This window comes from Pararhizobium mangrovi, assembly GCF_006516965.1.
Classification (GTDB): Bacteria; Pseudomonadota; Alphaproteobacteria; order Rhizobiales; family Rhizobiaceae; genus Pararhizobium_B; species Pararhizobium_B mangrovi.
In genome coordinates, this window is sequence record NZ_VHLH01000012.1 from 82,775 (window position 1) to 98,943 (window position 16,169).

The 16,169-nt window shown below is 64.1% G+C and carries 29 protein-coding genes; all 29 read right to left on the reverse strand.

All coding sequences use genetic code 11. From position 1 onward, the window contains the following. Positions 1-52: 52 nt before the first annotated feature. Entirely contained in the window at positions 53-1,084 is a 1,032-nt protein-coding gene (locus FJU11_RS07985; protein ID WP_181408095.1) for an NAD-dependent epimerase/dehydratase family protein, read from the reverse strand. A 95-nt stretch (positions 1,085-1,179) separates the two neighbouring features. Next, positions 1,180-1,599, reverse strand: a complete 420-nt coding sequence (rplQ, locus tag FJU11_RS07990) for a 50S ribosomal protein L17 (protein ID WP_141166511.1) — start codon at positions 1,597-1,599, stop codon at positions 1,180-1,182. A 97-nt stretch (positions 1,600-1,696) separates the two neighbouring features. Then, positions 1,697-2,707 (reverse strand): DNA-directed RNA polymerase subunit alpha, encoded by a 1,011-nt coding sequence (locus tag FJU11_RS07995; RefSeq protein ID WP_141166544.1) that lies wholly within the window; start codon positions 2,705-2,707, stop codon positions 1,697-1,699. Between the two features lie 119 nt (positions 2,708-2,826). Then, positions 2,827-3,219, reverse strand: coding sequence for a 30S ribosomal protein S11 (gene rpsK / locus FJU11_RS08000; protein ID WP_141166512.1), 393 nt, complete (start codon positions 3,217-3,219; stop codon positions 2,827-2,829). A 154-nt stretch (positions 3,220-3,373) separates the two neighbouring features. Then, positions 3,374-3,742 carry a 30S ribosomal protein S13 gene (gene rpsM, locus FJU11_RS08005; RefSeq protein ID WP_141166513.1) on the reverse strand — a complete coding sequence of 123 codons (369 nt, stop codon included), beginning with the start codon at positions 3,740-3,742 and terminating at the stop codon, positions 3,374-3,376. A gap of 222 nt (positions 3,743-3,964) precedes the next feature. Beyond that, the gene (locus FJU11_RS08010) at positions 3,965-4,615 is read right to left on the reverse strand and encodes an adenylate kinase (protein WP_141166514.1); all 651 of its coding nucleotides are present in this window, start codon (positions 4,613-4,615) and stop codon (positions 3,965-3,967) included. Then, positions 4,612-5,952: a preprotein translocase subunit SecY gene (secY, locus tag FJU11_RS08015; protein WP_141166515.1), complete on the reverse strand. Its 1,341-nt coding sequence runs from the start codon at positions 5,950-5,952 to the stop codon at positions 4,612-4,614. The genes FJU11_RS08010 and secY overlap by 4 nt, the downstream gene beginning before the upstream one ends. Positions 5,953-6,148: 196 nt before the next feature. Beyond that, a complete protein-coding gene (rplO, locus tag FJU11_RS08020) occupies positions 6,149-6,631 on the reverse strand; it encodes a 50S ribosomal protein L15 (protein WP_141166516.1) in 483 nt (160 codons plus the stop codon). Between the two features lie 20 nt (positions 6,632-6,651). Beyond that, a complete protein-coding gene (gene rpmD, locus FJU11_RS08025) occupies positions 6,652-6,855 on the reverse strand; it encodes a 50S ribosomal protein L30 (RefSeq protein ID WP_141166517.1) in 204 nt (67 codons plus the stop codon). Between the two features lie 14 nt (positions 6,856-6,869). Next, positions 6,870-7,442 (reverse strand): 30S ribosomal protein S5, encoded by a 573-nt coding sequence (gene rpsE, locus FJU11_RS08030; protein WP_141166518.1) that lies wholly within the window; start codon positions 7,440-7,442, stop codon positions 6,870-6,872. 45 nt (positions 7,443-7,487) lie between these two features. Further along, the gene (gene rplR, locus FJU11_RS08035) at positions 7,488-7,850 is read right to left on the reverse strand and encodes a 50S ribosomal protein L18 (RefSeq protein ID WP_141166519.1); all 363 of its coding nucleotides are present in this window, start codon (positions 7,848-7,850) and stop codon (positions 7,488-7,490) included. 9 nt (positions 7,851-7,859) lie between these two features. Further along, positions 7,860-8,393 (reverse strand): 50S ribosomal protein L6, encoded by a 534-nt coding sequence (gene rplF, locus FJU11_RS08040; RefSeq protein ID WP_141166520.1) that lies wholly within the window; start codon positions 8,391-8,393, stop codon positions 7,860-7,862. 42 nt (positions 8,394-8,435) lie between these two features. Continuing rightward, positions 8,436-8,831, reverse strand: coding sequence for a 30S ribosomal protein S8 (gene rpsH, locus FJU11_RS08045; RefSeq protein ID WP_141166521.1), 396 nt, complete (start codon positions 8,829-8,831; stop codon positions 8,436-8,438). Between the two features lie 12 nt (positions 8,832-8,843). Further along, positions 8,844-9,149, reverse strand: coding sequence for a 30S ribosomal protein S14 (gene rpsN / locus FJU11_RS08050; RefSeq protein ID WP_141166522.1), 306 nt, complete (start codon positions 9,147-9,149; stop codon positions 8,844-8,846). Between the two features lie 27 nt (positions 9,150-9,176). After that, positions 9,177-9,737, reverse strand: a complete 561-nt coding sequence (gene rplE, locus FJU11_RS08055) for a 50S ribosomal protein L5 (RefSeq protein ID WP_141166523.1) — start codon at positions 9,735-9,737, stop codon at positions 9,177-9,179. Further along, positions 9,730-10,041 carry a 50S ribosomal protein L24 gene (gene rplX, locus FJU11_RS08060; RefSeq protein ID WP_141166524.1) on the reverse strand — a complete coding sequence of 104 codons (312 nt, stop codon included), beginning with the start codon at positions 10,039-10,041 and terminating at the stop codon, positions 9,730-9,732. Before rplX ends, rplE begins: the two co-directional genes overlap by 8 nt. An 11-nt stretch (positions 10,042-10,052) precedes the next feature. Next, entirely contained in the window at positions 10,053-10,421 is a 369-nt protein-coding gene (gene rplN / locus FJU11_RS08065) for a 50S ribosomal protein L14 (protein WP_141166525.1), read from the reverse strand. A gap of 67 nt (positions 10,422-10,488) precedes the next feature. Further along, positions 10,489-10,731, reverse strand: a complete 243-nt coding sequence (gene rpsQ, locus FJU11_RS08070; RefSeq protein WP_141166526.1) for a 30S ribosomal protein S17 — start codon at positions 10,729-10,731, stop codon at positions 10,489-10,491. Between the two features lie 12 nt (positions 10,732-10,743). Further along, positions 10,744-10,944, reverse strand: coding sequence for a 50S ribosomal protein L29 (rpmC, locus tag FJU11_RS08075; RefSeq protein WP_141166527.1), 201 nt, complete (start codon positions 10,942-10,944; stop codon positions 10,744-10,746). 20 nt (positions 10,945-10,964) lie between these two features. After that, complete coding sequence (gene rplP, locus FJU11_RS08080) at positions 10,965-11,378, reverse strand: 50S ribosomal protein L16 (protein WP_141166528.1); 414 nt, start codon at positions 11,376-11,378, stop codon at positions 10,965-10,967. 37 nt (positions 11,379-11,415) lie between these two features. Next, entirely contained in the window at positions 11,416-12,117 is a 702-nt protein-coding gene (gene rpsC / locus FJU11_RS08085) for a 30S ribosomal protein S3 (RefSeq protein WP_141166529.1), read from the reverse strand. After that, positions 12,117-12,506 carry a 50S ribosomal protein L22 gene (gene rplV / locus FJU11_RS08090; RefSeq protein ID WP_141166530.1) on the reverse strand — a complete coding sequence of 130 codons (390 nt, stop codon included), beginning with the start codon at positions 12,504-12,506 and terminating at the stop codon, positions 12,117-12,119. The genes rpsC and rplV overlap by 1 nt, the downstream gene beginning before the upstream one ends. Before the next feature lie 2 nt (positions 12,507-12,508). After that, positions 12,509-12,787 (reverse strand): 30S ribosomal protein S19, encoded by a 279-nt coding sequence (gene rpsS / locus FJU11_RS08095; RefSeq protein ID WP_141166531.1) that lies wholly within the window; start codon positions 12,785-12,787, stop codon positions 12,509-12,511. A 13-nt stretch (positions 12,788-12,800) separates the two neighbouring features. After that, positions 12,801-13,637 carry a 50S ribosomal protein L2 gene (gene rplB, locus FJU11_RS08100; protein ID WP_141166532.1) on the reverse strand — a complete coding sequence of 279 codons (837 nt, stop codon included), beginning with the start codon at positions 13,635-13,637 and terminating at the stop codon, positions 12,801-12,803. A 43-nt stretch (positions 13,638-13,680) separates the two neighbouring features. Further along, the gene (locus FJU11_RS08105; RefSeq protein WP_141166533.1) at positions 13,681-13,974 is read right to left on the reverse strand and encodes a 50S ribosomal protein L23; all 294 of its coding nucleotides are present in this window, start codon (positions 13,972-13,974) and stop codon (positions 13,681-13,683) included. Continuing rightward, a complete protein-coding gene (rplD, locus tag FJU11_RS08110) occupies positions 13,971-14,591 on the reverse strand; it encodes a 50S ribosomal protein L4 (protein ID WP_141166534.1) in 621 nt (206 codons plus the stop codon). The genes FJU11_RS08105 and rplD overlap by 4 nt, the downstream gene beginning before the upstream one ends. After that, positions 14,591-15,313: a 50S ribosomal protein L3 gene (gene rplC, locus FJU11_RS08115; RefSeq protein ID WP_141166535.1), complete on the reverse strand. Its 723-nt coding sequence runs from the start codon at positions 15,311-15,313 to the stop codon at positions 14,591-14,593. The genes rplD and rplC overlap by 1 nt, the downstream gene beginning before the upstream one ends. Positions 15,314-15,454: 141 nt before the next feature. After that, the gene (gene rpsJ, locus FJU11_RS08120; protein ID WP_141166536.1) at positions 15,455-15,763 is read right to left on the reverse strand and encodes a 30S ribosomal protein S10; all 309 of its coding nucleotides are present in this window, start codon (positions 15,761-15,763) and stop codon (positions 15,455-15,457) included. A 74-nt stretch (positions 15,764-15,837) separates the two neighbouring features. Continuing rightward, positions 15,838-16,169 (reverse strand): EF-Tu C-terminal domain-related protein (locus tag FJU11_RS08125; protein WP_456320050.1); only part of this gene is annotated, 332 nt, incomplete at its 5' end.

Consider the following 16,169-nt stretch of genomic DNA (forward strand, 5'->3'; position numbering starts at 1 on the left):
ACGTCGCTATCGCCGAAAGTCGACGGAAGCGTGGAACATAGCCTGCGCCGGATCATCGCACGAGACCCTGTTCGACGAGGCTGCGCGCGGTCGCAAGAAGCGCTTCTTCCGGCGCGATGAACGTCAGCCCGAGATCGCGCTCGCTCGTTGCCGTGTCGAACGTGATCGGGTTGTCGAGTTCCGGCACGATCGAACGCAGCGAGGGAACGACCTTCGAGAAGCCGCGAAGGGCCCAGTCCGGCAGTTCGAAACGCGAGGCACGTCGTCCCCTTTCGCCCAACTCGCGGCGAAGCACTTCGCCCATTTCACGCAACCACATCGACCCGGCGACCGCGATATAACGCCCCCCTGCCCGACCCCTTTCGATCGCAAGGCGATGCGCCGTCGCGACATCGCGCACGTCGACGACGGAAAGGCGAAGGCGCGGGACGACGGGAATACGGCCGTTGAGCATGCTCGCGATCAGGTCCGCCGAACTGCCGACCGCCCCTTCCGGCACCGGACCCAGCACGAACCCCGGATTGACGGAGACGAAATCGATCGCCGGTTTGTCCGATTCGACGAAATCGCGCGCCGTGCGTTCCGCCAAGGTTTTCGAAAGCACGTAGGCCGACGCGGCCTCGCTTCCGAGGTCGGCCCAGAAACTCTCGTCGATCGTCGTGCTCTTCGCGGAATGCCCGGGATAGATGGCGGCGATCGACGAGGTCTGGACGAACCGTTCCGCTCCCGCGGCGACCGCTGCCTTCAGCACCCGCATCGTTCCGTCGACGGCGGGACGCACGAGGACATTCGGATCCTTCGGCTGGCGCAGCGGAAACGGCGATGCGGCATGAACGACGAAGCGCGTGTCGCGGGCTGCCTCTAGCCAGCCCTCGTCCTGCGTCAGGTCCGCGAGCGCGAACTCCAGCCGCGAAACGTCGACCTCCTTCGCAAGACCGGCACGAACCGGATCGACTTTCGCATCGTCGCGAACGGTGCCGCGCACGGCATATCCGTGCTCCAGAAATTCCCGCACGAGATGCCGGCCGATGAAGCCGGAAACGCCGGTAACGAGAACACGTCCGCGCTCGCCATCCTCACCCATCCTGCCCTCCTTCGCCGACCTGGCTTCGTCCGTTCGAAACGAAAAAGCCGGACGCATCGGCCCGGCTTCTTCTTCGACTGGAAATGCAACGCCGATCAGGCCGCTTCGGTTTCCTCGGCCTCGAGGCGCGCCCGGTCGGCGGCACCCTTGGCGTCCGGATCGCGATCGACGAATTCGATGACCGCCAGCGGCGCGTTGTCGCCGTACCGGAAACCGGCGCGCATGATGCGCAGGTAACCGCCGTTACGCTCCGTGTAACGCGGGCCGATCGTCTCGAAGAGCTTCGAGACGGCGGCCTTGTCGCGCGTCTTCGACATCGCGAGACGGCGTGCGTGCAGATCGCCGCGCTTGCCGAGCGTGACGAGCTTTTCGACGATCGGTCGGATTTCCTTGGCCTTCGGCACCGTGGTGACGATCTGCTCATGCTCGATGAGCGAGGCCGCCATGTTGGCGAACATCGCCTGACGGTGGCTCGAGGTCCGGTTCAGCTTGCGGCCCGCTTTTCCGTGGCGCATCGGTCTTGCTCCTTCGCTTGCAGGCCGCAGGCCCACAGTTCGATCTTTTCGTTGCCGGCAAAGCGCGAGCCGGCATCCGGCTCGCGTCATATCACCGTTAGTACTGGTCCTCGTAGCGCTTGGCGAGATCGTCGATGTTTTCCGGTGGCCAGGAGGAAACCTCCATGCCGAGGTGAAGGCCCATGGAGGCGAGCACTTCCTTGATCTCGTTAAGCGACTTGCGGCCGAAGTTCGGCGTGCGAAGCATTTCCGCCTCGGTCTTCTGGATGAGGTCGCCAATATAGACGATGTTGTCGTTCTTCAGGCAGTTGGCCGAGCGCACGGAAAGCTCCAGCTCGTCCACCTTCTTCAGAAGCGCCGGATTGAACGAAAGCTCCGCGACCTGGTCTTCCTGCGTCTCGCGCTGCGGCTCGTCGAAATTGACGAAGACGCCGAGCTGGTCCTGCAGGATCCGGGCGGCGAACGCAACGGCGTCCTCGCCGGTGACGGACCCGTCCGTCTCGATCTGCATTGTCAGCTTGTCGTAGTCGAGAACCTGACCCTCACGGGTGTTTTCCACCCGGTAGGAAACCTTCTTGACCGGCGAATAGAGGCTGTCGACGGGAATGAGCCCGATCGGTGCATCCTCGGCGCGGTTCTGGTCGGCAGGCACGTAACCCTTGCCGTTGGCGACCGTGAATTCCATGCGTATCTCGGCTTCGGCGTCGAGCGTGCACAGCACGAGATCCGGATTGAGGATCTCGACGTCGCCGACCGTCTGGATGTCGCCTGCCGTGACGACGCCCGGGCCGGACTTGCGCACGACCATGCGCTTGGTCTCGTCGCCATCCATCTTGATGGCGATCTCCTTGATGTTCAGCACGATGTCGGTCACGTCCTCGCGGACGCCCGGGATCGAGGAGAACTCGTGGAGCACGCCGTCGATCTGCACCGCCGTGACGGCGGCACCACGCAGCGAGGAGAGAAGCACGCGGCGAAGCGCGTTGCCGAGCGTGAGGCCGAAACCGCGTTCGAGCGGCTCGGCCACGAGGCTGACCTTGGTCCGATTCGAGGCGGAGAACTCCACCTTGTTCGGCTTGATCAGGTCCTGCCAGTTCTTGTGGATCATCATTGAGGTCCTTCCTTCGCCGTCACCATCCATTCGTGACGGCCGAACGTTGGGCGGCCGAGAGGAGCGCCGACTGGCGCTCGTGCGGCCGAATTCTTTCCGAGCCCGACCCTAGGTCCCTAGACGCGACGCTTCTTGCGCGGCCGGCAGCCATTGTGCGGGATCGGCGTCACGTCACGGATCGAGGTGATCGTGAAGCCGGCGGCCTGAAGCGCGCGCAGTGCCGATTCACGACCGGAGCCAGGCCCGCAGACCTCGACCTCGAGCGACTTCATGCCGTGCTCCTGCGCCTTCTTGGCGCAATCCTCGGCGGCCATCTGCGCCGCGAAGGGGGTCGACTTGCGCGAGCCCTTGAAGCCCTTCGCACCGGCGGACGACCAGGAGATCGCGTTGCCCTGGGCATCGCTGATCGTGATCATCGTGTTGTTGAAGGTCGAATTGACGTGGGCGACGCCCGACGAAATGTTCTTGCGCTCGCGACGGCGAACGCGTCCGGCAGCTTCTCGTGCCATGATTTTCCTTTCACTGATCTCGACACCGCCGTAACGCCAGCGGCTACACCAGGACGGGGCGCATGTAGGAAGCGCTCCGGCCCATTTCCACGGTCATCCATGCGCGAGGCCGGCAGCGACACTACCGGCCCTCGACGCCGAAAAGGACGACGTCTTACTTCTTCTTGCCTGCGATCGCCTTGGCAGGGCCCTTGCGGGTGCGCGCATTGGTATGCGTGCGCTGGCCGTGAACGGGCAGCGAGCGGCGATGGCGAAGGCCGCGATAGCAGCCAAGATCCATCAGGCGCTTGATGTTCATCGAGGTCTCGCGGCGAAGATCGCCTTCGACCCTGAAGTCGCGATCGATCGCTTCGCGGATCTGGGTGACTTCGGCATCCGAGAGCTGATTCACGCGGCGCTCGGCCGGGATGTTGCACCGATCGGCGATCTGCTGCGCAAGCGACGGACCGATGCCGTGAATGTAGCGCAGCGCCACGACGACGCGCTTGTTGGTCGGGATGTTGACGCCAGCGATACGAGCCACGTCCGTTCTCCTTGCATGCGGGCCGTGAAAGGCCCGTTCAACCTTGTCGCGGCCTTCCGGGGAGGCCGCAGCGATTTCGAAAGTGTGGAACACGACGAGGCGACCAGCCGTGATCCATCCCTTCGGATGAAGGGCACGCCGCTCGCCGAAAAATCGCGAATTGGCGCGCGCTATAGCCCGCCCGCGCTCCGACGTCAACCGCCGGGCCCGCGAGCAGTCGGTTCAAAGCCTTGCCAGCACGCCCTCGATCTGCGCGGTGACGGCGTCGACATCGAGCATGCCGTCGACGGCGGTCAGCAGGCCCTTGGCGTAGTAATAGCCGAGCAGCGGCGACGTTTCCTTGTAATAGGCCTGAAGCCGGGTACGCACCGTATTCGGATTGTCGTCCGGCCGCCGCTTGAACTCCGTGGAACCGCAGCGGTCGCACACGCCGTCGACCTTCGGCACCAGGTTCGGGTCATGATAGCCCGCACCACAATTGGCACAGGTATAGCGCCCTGAAATTCGCTCGACGAGCACATCGTCGTCGACCTTGAACTCGATGACGCAATCGAGGTGCAGGCCGCGTTCGGAAAGCATTGCCGCGGTGGCGTCAGCCTGGCCGAGCGTTCGCGGAAAGCCGTCGAGGATGAACCCGTCGGCGCAGTCCGGCTGGTCGATCCGCTCGGCGACGATGGCGTTGACGACGTCGTCCGGCACCAGCGCGCCTGCGTCCATCAAGGTCTTCGCCTTGACGCCGATTTCCGTTCCGGCGTGGATCGCCGCGCGCAACATGTCGCCGGTCGACAGCTGCGGAATGCCGTGTCTCTCCACCAGCCGGTGCGCCTGGGTCCCCTTACCCGCGCCCGGTGGCCCCAACAGAATGACCCTCATCGCCCCCGTTTGCCTCCCCGAAGCTTCGACTTCTTGATCAGCCCCTCGTACTGCTGCGCGATCAGATGCCCCTGGATCTGAGCGACCGTGTCGAGCGTCACGCTGACGACGATGAGCAGCGACGTTCCGCCAAGATAGAACGGCACGCCGGTTTCCGAGATCAGGAATTCCGGCAGCAGGCAGACGAGCACCAGATAGATCGCGCCGACGCAGGTGATTCGCGTGAGGACATAATCGATGTACTGCGCCGTGCGCTCACCCGGACGGATGCCCGGAATGAAACCGCCATGCTTCTTCAGGTTGTCGGCCGTGTCGGAAGGATTGAAGACGACCGCGGTGTAGAAGAACGAGAAGAAGATGATCATCGCCGCATAGACGATCATGTAGAGCGGCTGCCCGTGGCCGAGCGAGGCGAGGATCGCCGTCGCCCATGAAGGCAGGTTCTGCTGCTGCGAGAAGCCGGCGAGCGTTGCCGGAAGCAGAAGCAGCGACGAGGCGAAGATCGGCGGAATGACGCCCGACGTGTTAAGCTTCAGCGGCAGGTGCGAAGTGTCGCCCTGAAACATGCGGTTGCCGACCTGGCGCTTCGGATACTGGATCAGAAGCCGGCGCTGCGCACGCTCGACGAAGACGATGAAGGCGATGACGAGGACGGCGACCACGAGCACCGCGATGACGACGGTCGTCGAAATCGCTCCCGTACGGCCGAGTTCGAGCGTGCCGGCAAGCGCCTGCGGCAACCGCGCGACGATGCCCGCGAAGATGATCAGCGAGATGCCGTTGCCGATGCCGCGATCGGTGATCTGCTCGCCGAGCCACATCAGGAAGATCGTCCCGCCGACGAGGGTGACGACCGTCGTGACGATGAAGAACCAGCCGGGGTTCGGGACGATCCCGTTGCCCGATTCGAGGCCGATCGCGATGCCGTAGGCCTGCATCAGCGCCAGAAGCACCGTGCCGTAGCGGGTGTACTGGTTGATGATCTTGCGGCCCTGCTCGCCCTCCTTCTTGAGCTGCTCGAGCGAGGGCACGACCGACGTCATCAGCTGAATGATGATCGACGCCGAGATGTAGGGCATGATTCCGAGCGAAAAGATCGCCATGCGCTGCACGGCACCGCCGGAAAACATGTTGAACATGCCGAGGATGCCGCCGCTTTGCGAATTGAATGCGCGCGCGAAGGCGGCCGGGTCGAGACCCGGCAGCGGAATGTAGGTGCCCAGCCGATACACGAGAAGCGCACCCAGCGTGAACCAGATGCGCTTCTTCAGGTCCTCCGCCTTGGCGAAGGCCGAAAAGTTCAGATTGGCTGCGAGTTGCTCGGCTGCGGAAGCCATGAATTTCTCCGGATGACCCGCCGGCGAAAGGAACGCGGGGGTCCGGGGATCCGCGAAAACCGGGGGCGTCTTGGGGTCTTCTGTCGAAAACGCGGGCGCCGACGGACGGCTGCCGCTTTACGGCCTGTTTATTCGATCGAACGCGCCCGCGCAACGCTGCACGGGCGCATGAAAGGCCGCCAGTCCCCGCTTCGCCTTACGCTTCGGCGCGTTCCCTCGGCTCGACGAGCCTCTTCACCGACCCGCCGGCCTTTTCGACCTTCTCGGCGGCAGTGCGCGAGGCACCGGCGACTTCGAGCGTAACGGCGCTCGTCAGCTCGCCGTCGGCCAGGATACGCACGCCATCCTTGGCGCGACGCACGACACCCGCCTCGCGAAGCGCGGCAACGTCGATCGTCTTGCCGGCGTCGAGCTTGCCGGCGTCGATCGCCTGCTGGATACGGCCGACGGAAACGACGTTGTAGTCGTTGGCGAAGATGTTGGTGAAACCGCGCTTCGGCAGCCGGCGGTAGATCGGCATCTGCCCGCCTTCGAAGCCGTTGATGGCAACGCCCGACCGCGATTTCTGGCCCTTGACGCCGCGACCGCCGGTCTTGCCCATGCCGGAGCCGATACCGCGGCCAACACGCTTGCGCGCCTTCGACGCGCCGTCACGGTCACGAATTTCGTTGAGTTTCATCGCAGGGTCTCCGGAAAGCTTCAGGTCTCGTCGACGACGCGCACGAGGTGCTGGATCGAACGGATCATGCCACGAACGGCGGGCGTGTCCTCGAGCGTGCTGCGACGGTGCATCTTGTTGAGCCCGAGACCGATGAGCGTACGACGCTGGACCTCGGGGCGGCGGTTGGCGCTACGGATCTGTTCGACCGTCAGCGTCGTTCCGGCTTTCTTCTTATCAGCCATCGGATGTCGGCCTCCTAGTCCGCGAGTTCTTCCGGCGCACCGGTCGCGGCGTGGCGCCGGGCCTGGAACGTCGAATACTTGATGCCGCGGCGTGCGGCGACGTCCTTCGGATGGTTCTGACGCTTCAGAGCATCGAAGGTCGCGCGGATCATGTTGTAGGGGTTCGACGAGCCGATCGACTTCGCCACCACGTCATGCATGCCGAGCGTCTCGAAGACGGCACGCATCGGGCCGCCGGCGATGATGCCCGTACCGGGCTTGGCGGCGCGCAGGAACACCTTGCCCGCACCGTGGCGGCCATGGGTGTCGTGATGCAGCGTGCGGCCGGAGCGCAGCGGAACGAAGATCATCTCGCGCTTGGCGCTCTCGGTCGCCTTGCGGATCGCCTCCGGCACCTCGCGCGCCTTGCCGTGGCCGAAGCCTACGCGGCCCTTCTGGTCGCCGACGACGACGAGCGCTGCGAAACCGAAGCGGCGGCCGCCCTTGGCCACCTTTGCGACGCGGTTGATGTGAACGAGCTTGTCGACGAACTCGCTGTCGCGCTCGTCGCGGTTGCCGCGGTTATCGCGGCGGCCTTCTCGTGCCATTGTCCTTGTCCTTGTTCTTTTCCGGGTTCAATCGGCTGATCGAGGTTAAAAGTTGAGGCCACCCTCGCGGGCGGCATCGGCGAGGGCACGCACGCGGCCATGATAGATGAACGGGCCGCGGTCGAAGACGACGTCCTTGACGCCGGCCTGCGAAGCGCGCTCGGCGAGCAGCTTGCCCACCGCCGTCGCTGCGTCGACGTCCGCACCCGTCTTCAACTGATCGCGCAGATCCTTGTCGAGCGAAGAGGCGGCAGCCATCGTATGGCCACGGCTGTCGTCGATGATCTGTGCGTAGATGTTCTTGGACGAACGGTACACCGAAAGGCGCGGGCGATCGTTGCCGGCCTTCTTTACGTCGCGGCGCACGCGCAGTGCCCGGCGCCGGATCGTTTCCTTTCTGCTGGACATATCTGCCGCCTACCTTCTCTTGCCTTCCTTGCGGATGATCCGCTCTTCGGCGTACTTGATGCCCTTGCCCTTGTAGGGCTCCGGCGAACGGTAGCCGCGGATCTTCGCCGCCACCTGGCCGACGCGCTGCTTGTCCGCGCCCGAGATCACGATCTCGGTCGGCTTCGGACATGCGATCGTCACGTCCTCGGGAACGGGATGGATGACGTCGTGGCTGTAGCCGAGCGAAAGGCGCAGGTCCTTGCCCTGCATCTGCGCGCGGTAACCGACGCCGTTGATCTCGAGCTTGCGCTCGAAACCGTTCTTGAGACCGGCGACCATGTTGTTGATCACCGAGCGCGACATGCCCCACTTCGCGCGGGCGTCGGGCGACTGGTCGACAGGCGACACGACGATCGCGTTGTCTTCCATCTTGACGATGACCTCGTCGTTGGCGACGAACTCGCGCTCGCCCTTCGGCCCCTTGACGGTCACCTTCTGGCCGTCGACCGAAGCGCTCACGCCGTCGGGCAGCACCACGGGCCTCTTACCGATACGGGACATTGGCTTACCCCTTGTTCCTTTTCGCGACCGGCCGGTACAGCATCAGAAGATGCTGCACAGCACCTCGCCGCCGACGTTCTGCTCGCGGGCCTCGTGGTCGGCCATCACGCCCTTCGGAGTCGAAAGGATGATAATGCCGAGCCCTTCGGCGACCTGTGGAATGTTCTTCACCGAAGCGTAGACGCGCCGGCCGGGCTTCGAAACGCGAGCGATCTCGCGAATGACCGGCATGCCTTCGTCGTACTTCAGTTCGATCGTCAGCTCGTTGCGACCCGACTCGAAGCTCGCCTCGGAATAGCCCCGGATATACCCTTCCGACTGGAGTACATCGAGGACGTGGGCGCGAAGCTTGGAGGCCGGCGTCGTCACCGAACTCTTGCGCCGGGCGGTTCCGTTGCGGATGCGGGTGAGCATGTCGCCCAGAGGATCGTTCACCATGGTTCGATCTCCCTACCAGCTCGACTTGACCACACCCGGCACCTTGCCGAGCGAGCCGAGTTCGCGAAGCGCGATGCGCGACATCCGAAGCTTGCGATAGTAACCGCGCGGACGCCCGGACACCTCGCAGCGGTTGCGGATGCGCGTCTTGGCACCGTTGCGCGGCATCGCCGAGAGTTTGAGCTGCGCCTGAAAGCGCTCCTCGATCGGCTTGGAGCCGTCGTGGATCACCGTCTTCAGCGCCTCGCGCTTGGCAGCATCGCGCTTTGCGAGCCGCTGGCGCTTCCTGTTCTTTTCGACTGCGCTTACTTTCGCCATGTCGTTCAGTCCTTTCTTCGCCTGCCGTTACGCCGCCTGACGGAAGGGGAAGTTGAACGCCTTCAAAAGCGCCCTCGCCTCTTCGTCCGTCGCCGCCGTCGTGCAGACGACAATGTCCATTCCCCACATCTGGTCGACATTGTCGTAGTTGATTTCGGGGAACACGATATGCTCCTTGATGCCCATGGCGTAGTTGCCACGGCCGTCGAAGCTCTTTGGGCTCACGCCCCGGAAGTCGCGAACGCGCGGCAGCGCGATGTTGATCAGCCGGTCCATGAATTCATACATGCGGTTGCCGCGCAGCGTGACCTTGGCGCCGACCGGCATACCCTCACGCAGCTTGAAGCCGGCGATCGACTTGCGGGCGCGGGTGACGACGGCCTTCTGACCGACGATCGCGCTCAGATCGTTCGCTGCGGTCGTCGGCTTCTTGGAGTCCGAGGTGGCCTCGCCGACGCCCATGTTCACGACGATCTTGTCGACGCGGGGAACCTGCATCGGGTTGGCGTAGGAGAACTCCTCCTGAAGTTCCTGGCGAATGCGCGAATTGTATTCGCTCTTCATCCGCGGCTCGTACTGCTCAGCCATCGATCACTTCTCCGGAACGTTTGGCGACGCGAACCTTCTTCTCGCCGTCGATACGGAAACCGACGCGGGTCGCCTTGCCGTCCTTCGGATCGGCGATGGCGAGGTTGGAAAGGTGGATCGGCGCTTCCTTGTTGACGATCCCGCCTTCCTGGTTCTGCGACTGGCGCTGGTGGCGCTGGACGATGTTCAGGCCCTGGACGACTGCGCGATCCTCCTTCGGCATCACCCGAAGGACTTCACCGCTGCGGCCCTTGTCCTTGCCTGTGAGGACGACGACCTTGTCGCCCCTGCGGATCTTCTGCATCGGTTCGCTCCTTAAAGCACTTCGGGTGCCAGCGAAATGATTCGCATGTGGTTCTTGGCTCGAAGTTCACGCGGAACCGGGCCGAAGATACGCGTGCCGACCGGCTCGCGCTGGTTGTTCAAGAGCACCGCCGCGTTCGTGTCGAAGCGGATCACGCTGCCGTCGGAGCGCCGGATTTCCTTGGCGGTGCGTACCACGACCGCCTTCATCACGTCGCCCTTCTTCACGCGGCCGCGCGGGATGGCCTCCTTCACCGAGACGACGATGACGTCGCCGATCGAGGCGTACTTCCGCTTCGAACCGCCCAGCACCTTGATGCACATGACACGACGAGCGCCGGAATTGTCCGCGACGTCGAGGTTAGTTTGCATCTGAATCATGTCAGGCCGCCTTTATGTCTCTGGCCGGGAGGTAGGACCCTGCCGCCCCGCCCGTTCTTCGTGCGTGTCAGTCCTGCGCCGGCGTGTTCACCACGGCCCAGGTCTTCTGCTTGGAAATCGGCGCGCATTCCTCGATGGAGACGAGATCGCCGACCTTGCACCGGTTGTCCGCGTCATGCGCCTTGTAGTTCTTCGTGCGGCGCACGGTCTTCTGCATCAACGGATGCGCGAAGCGGCGCTCGACGCGCACGACGACGGTCTTGTCGTTCTTGTCGGAAACGACGGTGCCCTGCAGAATGCGTTTCGGCATTGTTCTTGGTCCTTAGGCCTTGGCTTCGGCCGCCTTCTGGCGGGCGATGGTCTTCACGCGGGCAATGTCGCGACGAACCTCGCGAATGCGCCCGGTCTGCTCCAACTGGCCGGTCGCCTTCTGGAAGCGCAGGTTGAACTGCTCCTTCTTCAGGCGGGCGAGTTCGTCGGACAGCTCGTCGACGGTCTTGGAGCGCGCGTCGGTGGCTTTCATCGTCTTCAGTCTCCTGTCCGTCAGTCGGCGATGCGCTGGACGAAGCGCGTCTTGACCGAGAGCTTGGCAGCACCGAGGCGAAGTGCCTCGCGGGCGATCTCCTCGCTGACGCCGTCGATCTCGAACATGATCCGCCCCGGCTTCACGCGCGCGGCCCAGTAGTCGATCGAGCCCTTGCCCTTACCCATGCGCACTTCCGTCGGCTTCGACGTGACGGGCAGGTCGGGGAAGATGCGGATCCACACGCGGCCGGCACGCTTCATGTGACGCGTGATGGCACGACGGGCGGCCTCGATCTGGCGCGCGTTGACGCGATCGGGCTCCTGCGCCTTCAGGCCATAGGACCCGAAGCTCAGCTGCGACCCACCCTTCGCGTCGCCATGGATGCGACCCTTGTGGTACTTGCGGAATTTCGTACGTTTCGGCTGCAACATTGCCTAATACCTCGAACGTATGCGTTTGATCCGGCCGTCAGGCGTTTTCGCGACGGCGGCCGCCCGAATTGTCGGCCTCGGTGGCGCGACGCTCGGAAGCCATCGGATCGTGTTCCAGGATCTCACCCTTGAAGATCCAGACCTTGATGCCGCAGATGCCATAGGCCGTATGAGCCTCGGCATGCCCGTAATCGATGTCGGCACGCAGCGTATGCAGCGGCACGCGACCTTCGCGGTACCACTCGGTCCGGGCGATCTCGGCACCGCCGAGGCGGCCCGACGAAACGATCCGGATGCCTTCGGCACCGAGCCGCATCGCCGACTGCACGGAGCGCTTCATGGCCCGGCGGAACGCCACACGACGTTCCAGCTGCTGTGCGATCGACTGCGCGACGAGCGCTGCGTCCGTCTCGGGCTTGCGCACCTCGACGATGTTGAGGTGCGTTTCCGAACGCGTCATTTCGGTCAGCTTGCGGCGAAGCTTCTCGATGTCCGCGCCCTTCTTGCCGATGATGAGGCCAGGACGCGCCGAATGGATCGTCACGCGGCACTTCTTGTGCGGGCGCTCGATGACGACCTTCGAAACGCCGGCGTTCTTGAGCTCGCTCATGAGGTATTCGCGAATGCGAAGATCCTCGTGGAGAAGCTCGCCGTACTCCTTGTCGTCGGCGAACCAGCGCGAGTCCCAGGTGCGGTTGATGCCGAGCCGGAACCCGATCGGATTAATCTTCTGTCCCATTACGCGGCCTTCTCCGTTTCCTCGGCTTCCCGCACGACGATCGTCAGGTGCGCGAACGGCTTTTCGATGCGCGAGGCGCGGCCGCGGCCACGGGCCTGGAAACGCTTCATCACCAGCGACTTGCCAACATAGGCCTCGGCGACGACAAGCGTGTCGACGTCGAGGTCGTGATTGTTCTCCGCGTTCGCAATGGCCGATTCCAGCGTCTTGCGCACCTGGTCGGAAATCCGCTTGCGCGAGAATTCCAGCTCGGCGAGCGCACGCTCGACCTTCTTGCCACGGATCATGGCTGCGACGAGATTGAGCTTCTGCGGGCTGACGCGAAGCGAGCGTGCGACCGCCATCGCCTCGTTTTCCTTCAGCCGACGTTCGGCTTTGGCCTTGCCCATCGTTACTTCCTTCTCGCTTTCTTGTCCGCGCCGTGACCGTAATAGGTCCGCGACGGCGCGAACTCGCCGAACTTGTGCCCGACCATGTCCTCGCTGACGAGGACCGGCACGTGCTTGTTGCCGTTGTAGACGCCGAAGGTGAGGCCGACGAACTGCGGCAGGATGGTGGAGCGGCGGCTCCACATCTTGATCACCTCACTGCGCCCGCCTTCGCGAACCTTCTCGGCCTTCTTGAGAAGATAGCCGTCGACGAACGGACCTTTCCAGACTGAACGAGCCATCGAACGCCCTCTCCTACTTCTTCCGTGCGTGGCGCGAGCGCATCACGTACTTGTCGGTCGACTTGTTGTTGCGGGTGCGCTTGCCCTTGGTGGGCTTGCCCCACGGGGTAACCGGGTGGCGACCGCCCGAGGTGCGGCCTTCGCCGCCGCCGTGCGGGTGGTCGATCGGGTTCATGACGACGCCGCGAACGTGCGGGCGCTTGCCGCGCCAGCGCGACCGTCCGGCCTTGCCGTCCGAAATGTTGCCGTGCTCGGGGTTCGATACCGCACCGATCGTCGCCAGGCACGAGCCCGGAACGAGGCGCTGTTCGCCCGAGGTCAGGCGGAGGATCGCCATGCCCTGGTCGCGTCCGACGAGCTGCGCATAGGCACCGGCCGAACGCGCCATCTGGCCGCCCTTGCCGGGCTTCATCTCGACGTTGTGGACGATCGTGCCGACCGGCATCGCCTGCAGCGGCATCGCGTTGCCGGGCTTGACGTCGATCGTCTTGTCGGACGCCATCACCTTGTCGCCGGCCGAAAGACGCTGCGGAGCGAGGATATAGGCCTGCTCGCCGTCGGCATAGTTCACGAGCGCGATGAAGGCGGAGCGGTTCGGATCGTATTCCAGCCGCTCGACGGTGCCTTCGACGTCGATCTTGCGCCGCTTGAAATCCACCATGCGGTAGGTGCGTTTGTGGCCACCGCCTTGGAAGCGCGCCGTCGCCCGGCCGAGATTGTTGCGGCCGCCCTTCTTCGAAAGGCCTTCGGTCAACGCCTTGACGGGCTTGCCCTTGTGGAGGCCGCTCCGCTCGACGATGACCAGCTGCCGCTGGCCGGCGCTCGTCGGGTTAAAGGTCTTCAATGCCATTTCGTCGTTCCTCGAAATTCCTTCAGGCCGGGTCGGTCGGCCCTCAAAGGCCGGTCGTCACGTCGATGGACTGGCCCTCGGCGAGCGTCACGACCGCCTTCTTGACGTCGGACTGGCGCCCGGAGACACCCTTGAAACGCTTGCTCTTGCCCTTGCGGATCAGCGTGTTCACGCCTGTGACCTTGACCGAGAAGAGTGCCTCGACCGCAGCCTTGATCTCCGGCTTCGAAGCCTTGCGCGCGACGTTGAACATCACCTGGTTCGATTCCGAAAGCAGCGTCGACTTCTCGGTGATCACCGGCGACAGGATGACGTCGTAGTGGCGAAGTTCGCTCATTTGAAACGCTCCTCGAGAGCCTCGATCGCGGCCTTCGACAAGACGAGCTTGCCGCGGCGAAGGATGTCGTAGACGTTGATGCCCTGAACCGGCAGCACGTCGACATGCGGGATGTTGCGTGCGGCGCGACCGAAATTGATGTCGATCTCGGCGCCGCCGACGATCAGCGCGTCGGAAAGCCCGAGCTTCTCGAACGAACCGGTGAGCGCCTTCGTCTTGGCTTCCTTCGCGCTCAGGTCGTCGAGCACGATCAGATCGTTGGCGCGGGCCTTCGCCGACAGGGCGTGCCGCAAGCCGAGTGCACGGACCTTCTTGGGAAGGTCGTGAGCGTGGCTGCGATCCTGCGGACCGTGCGCCTTGCCGCCGCCGCGAAACTGCGGGGCGCGAGCGGACGAATGCCGTGCGCGGCCAGTGCCCTTCTGCCGGTACATCTTCGCACCGGTGCGCGAGACCTCGGCGCGGCCCTGCGCGTGATGCGTGCCCTGCTGGCGCTTGGCGAGCTGCCAGCGCACGACGCGCGAGAGAATGTCTTCGCGCGGGTCGAGGTCGAAGATCGCGTCGGAAAGGGTGACCTTTCCGGCGTCCTTGCCCTCGAGCGTGGTGACGGCGAGATCCATTATTCGGCCCCTTCGTTCGAAGCTTCTGCGTTGTCGGCAGCACCCGCCGAACCCTTGATGCCGGCCGGACGCGGCGCACTGTCGGGCACCGGCGCCTTGATGGCGTCGCGAACGAGGATCCAGGATCCCTTGGAGCCCGGCACAGCACCCTTCAGCATGATCACGCCGCGTGCCTCGTCGGTCGCGACGACCTCGAGGTTCTGCGTGGTGACGCGGGTCTGGCCCATGTGTCCGGCCATCTTCTTGTTCTTAAAGACCTTGCCGGGGTTCTGGTTCTGACCCGTCGAGCCGTGCGCACGGTGCGAGATGGAAACGCCGTGCGTGGCGAAGAGACCGCCGAAATTGTGGCGCTTCATCGCACCGGCGAAGCCCTTGCCGATCGAGGTGCCGGTCACGTCCACGAGCTGGCCGGAGACGAAATGGTCGGCGGTGATCTCCGCGCCCACGTCGATCATGTTGTCGGCGCTCACGCGGAACTCAGCAACCTTCATCTTCGGCTCGACGCTGGCGCTCGCGAAATGACCGCGCATCGCCTTCGTCGTGTTCTTGACCTTGGAAAGGCCGGCACCGAGCTGGACGGCGGTGTAGCCGTTCTTTTCCTCGGTCCGCTGCGCGACGACCTGGCAGTTCTTCAGCTGAAGAACCGTGACGGGGACATGCTCGCCGGCGTCGTTGTAGACGCGCGTCATGCCCACCTTCTGTGCAATCACACCTGAACGCATCGGTTCAATTCCTTTTAGAGTTCCCTGTCGGAGCCTTGCGGCTCCTCCACGCCTCTGTCTGCTTGGCTACCGGTCGAAGCCTGTCGGCTTGCCTCGCCTCTTGTCGGTCGAGTTACCGGTTCGTCGAAACCCTTCGGGGTCCTAGAGCTTGATCTCCACGTCCACACCGGCGGCGAGATCGAGCTTCATCAGCGCATCAACGGTCTGCGGCGTCGGATCGACGATGTCGAGGAGGCGCTTGTGCGTGCGCATCTCGAACTGCTCGCGGCTCTTCTTGTCGATGTGCGGCGAACGGTTGACCGTGAACTTCTCGATACGGGTGGGAAGCGGAACCGGTCCGCGAACGCCGGCACCCGTACGCTTCGCCGTCGAGACGATTTCCCGGGTCGAGGAATCGAGAATGCGATGGTCGAAGGCTTTGAGGCGGATGCGGATATTCTGGCCGTTCATGGCAATGTGTCCTTGTTGGAAAACCGCACGCGCCGCATCGAACGGCGCGTGCGATGATCACGTATGGCCCGAAGCTACTCGACGATCTCTGCGACGATGCCGGCGCCGACGGTGCGTCCGCCCTCGCGGATGGCGAAGCGAAGGCGCTCTTCCATCGCGATCGGCACGATCAGCTCCACGTCCACCGTCACGTTGTCGCCCGGCATCACCATCTCCGTCCCTTCGGGAAGCGTGACCACACCCGTCACGTCCGTCGTGCGGAAGTAGAACTGCGGACGGTAGTTCGTGAAAAACGGCGTATGGCGTCCGCCCTCCTCCTTCGTCAGGATGTAGGCTTCCGCCTTGAACTTCGTGTGCGGCGTCACCGAGCCCGGCTTGCAGAGAATCTGACCGCGCTCGACACCGT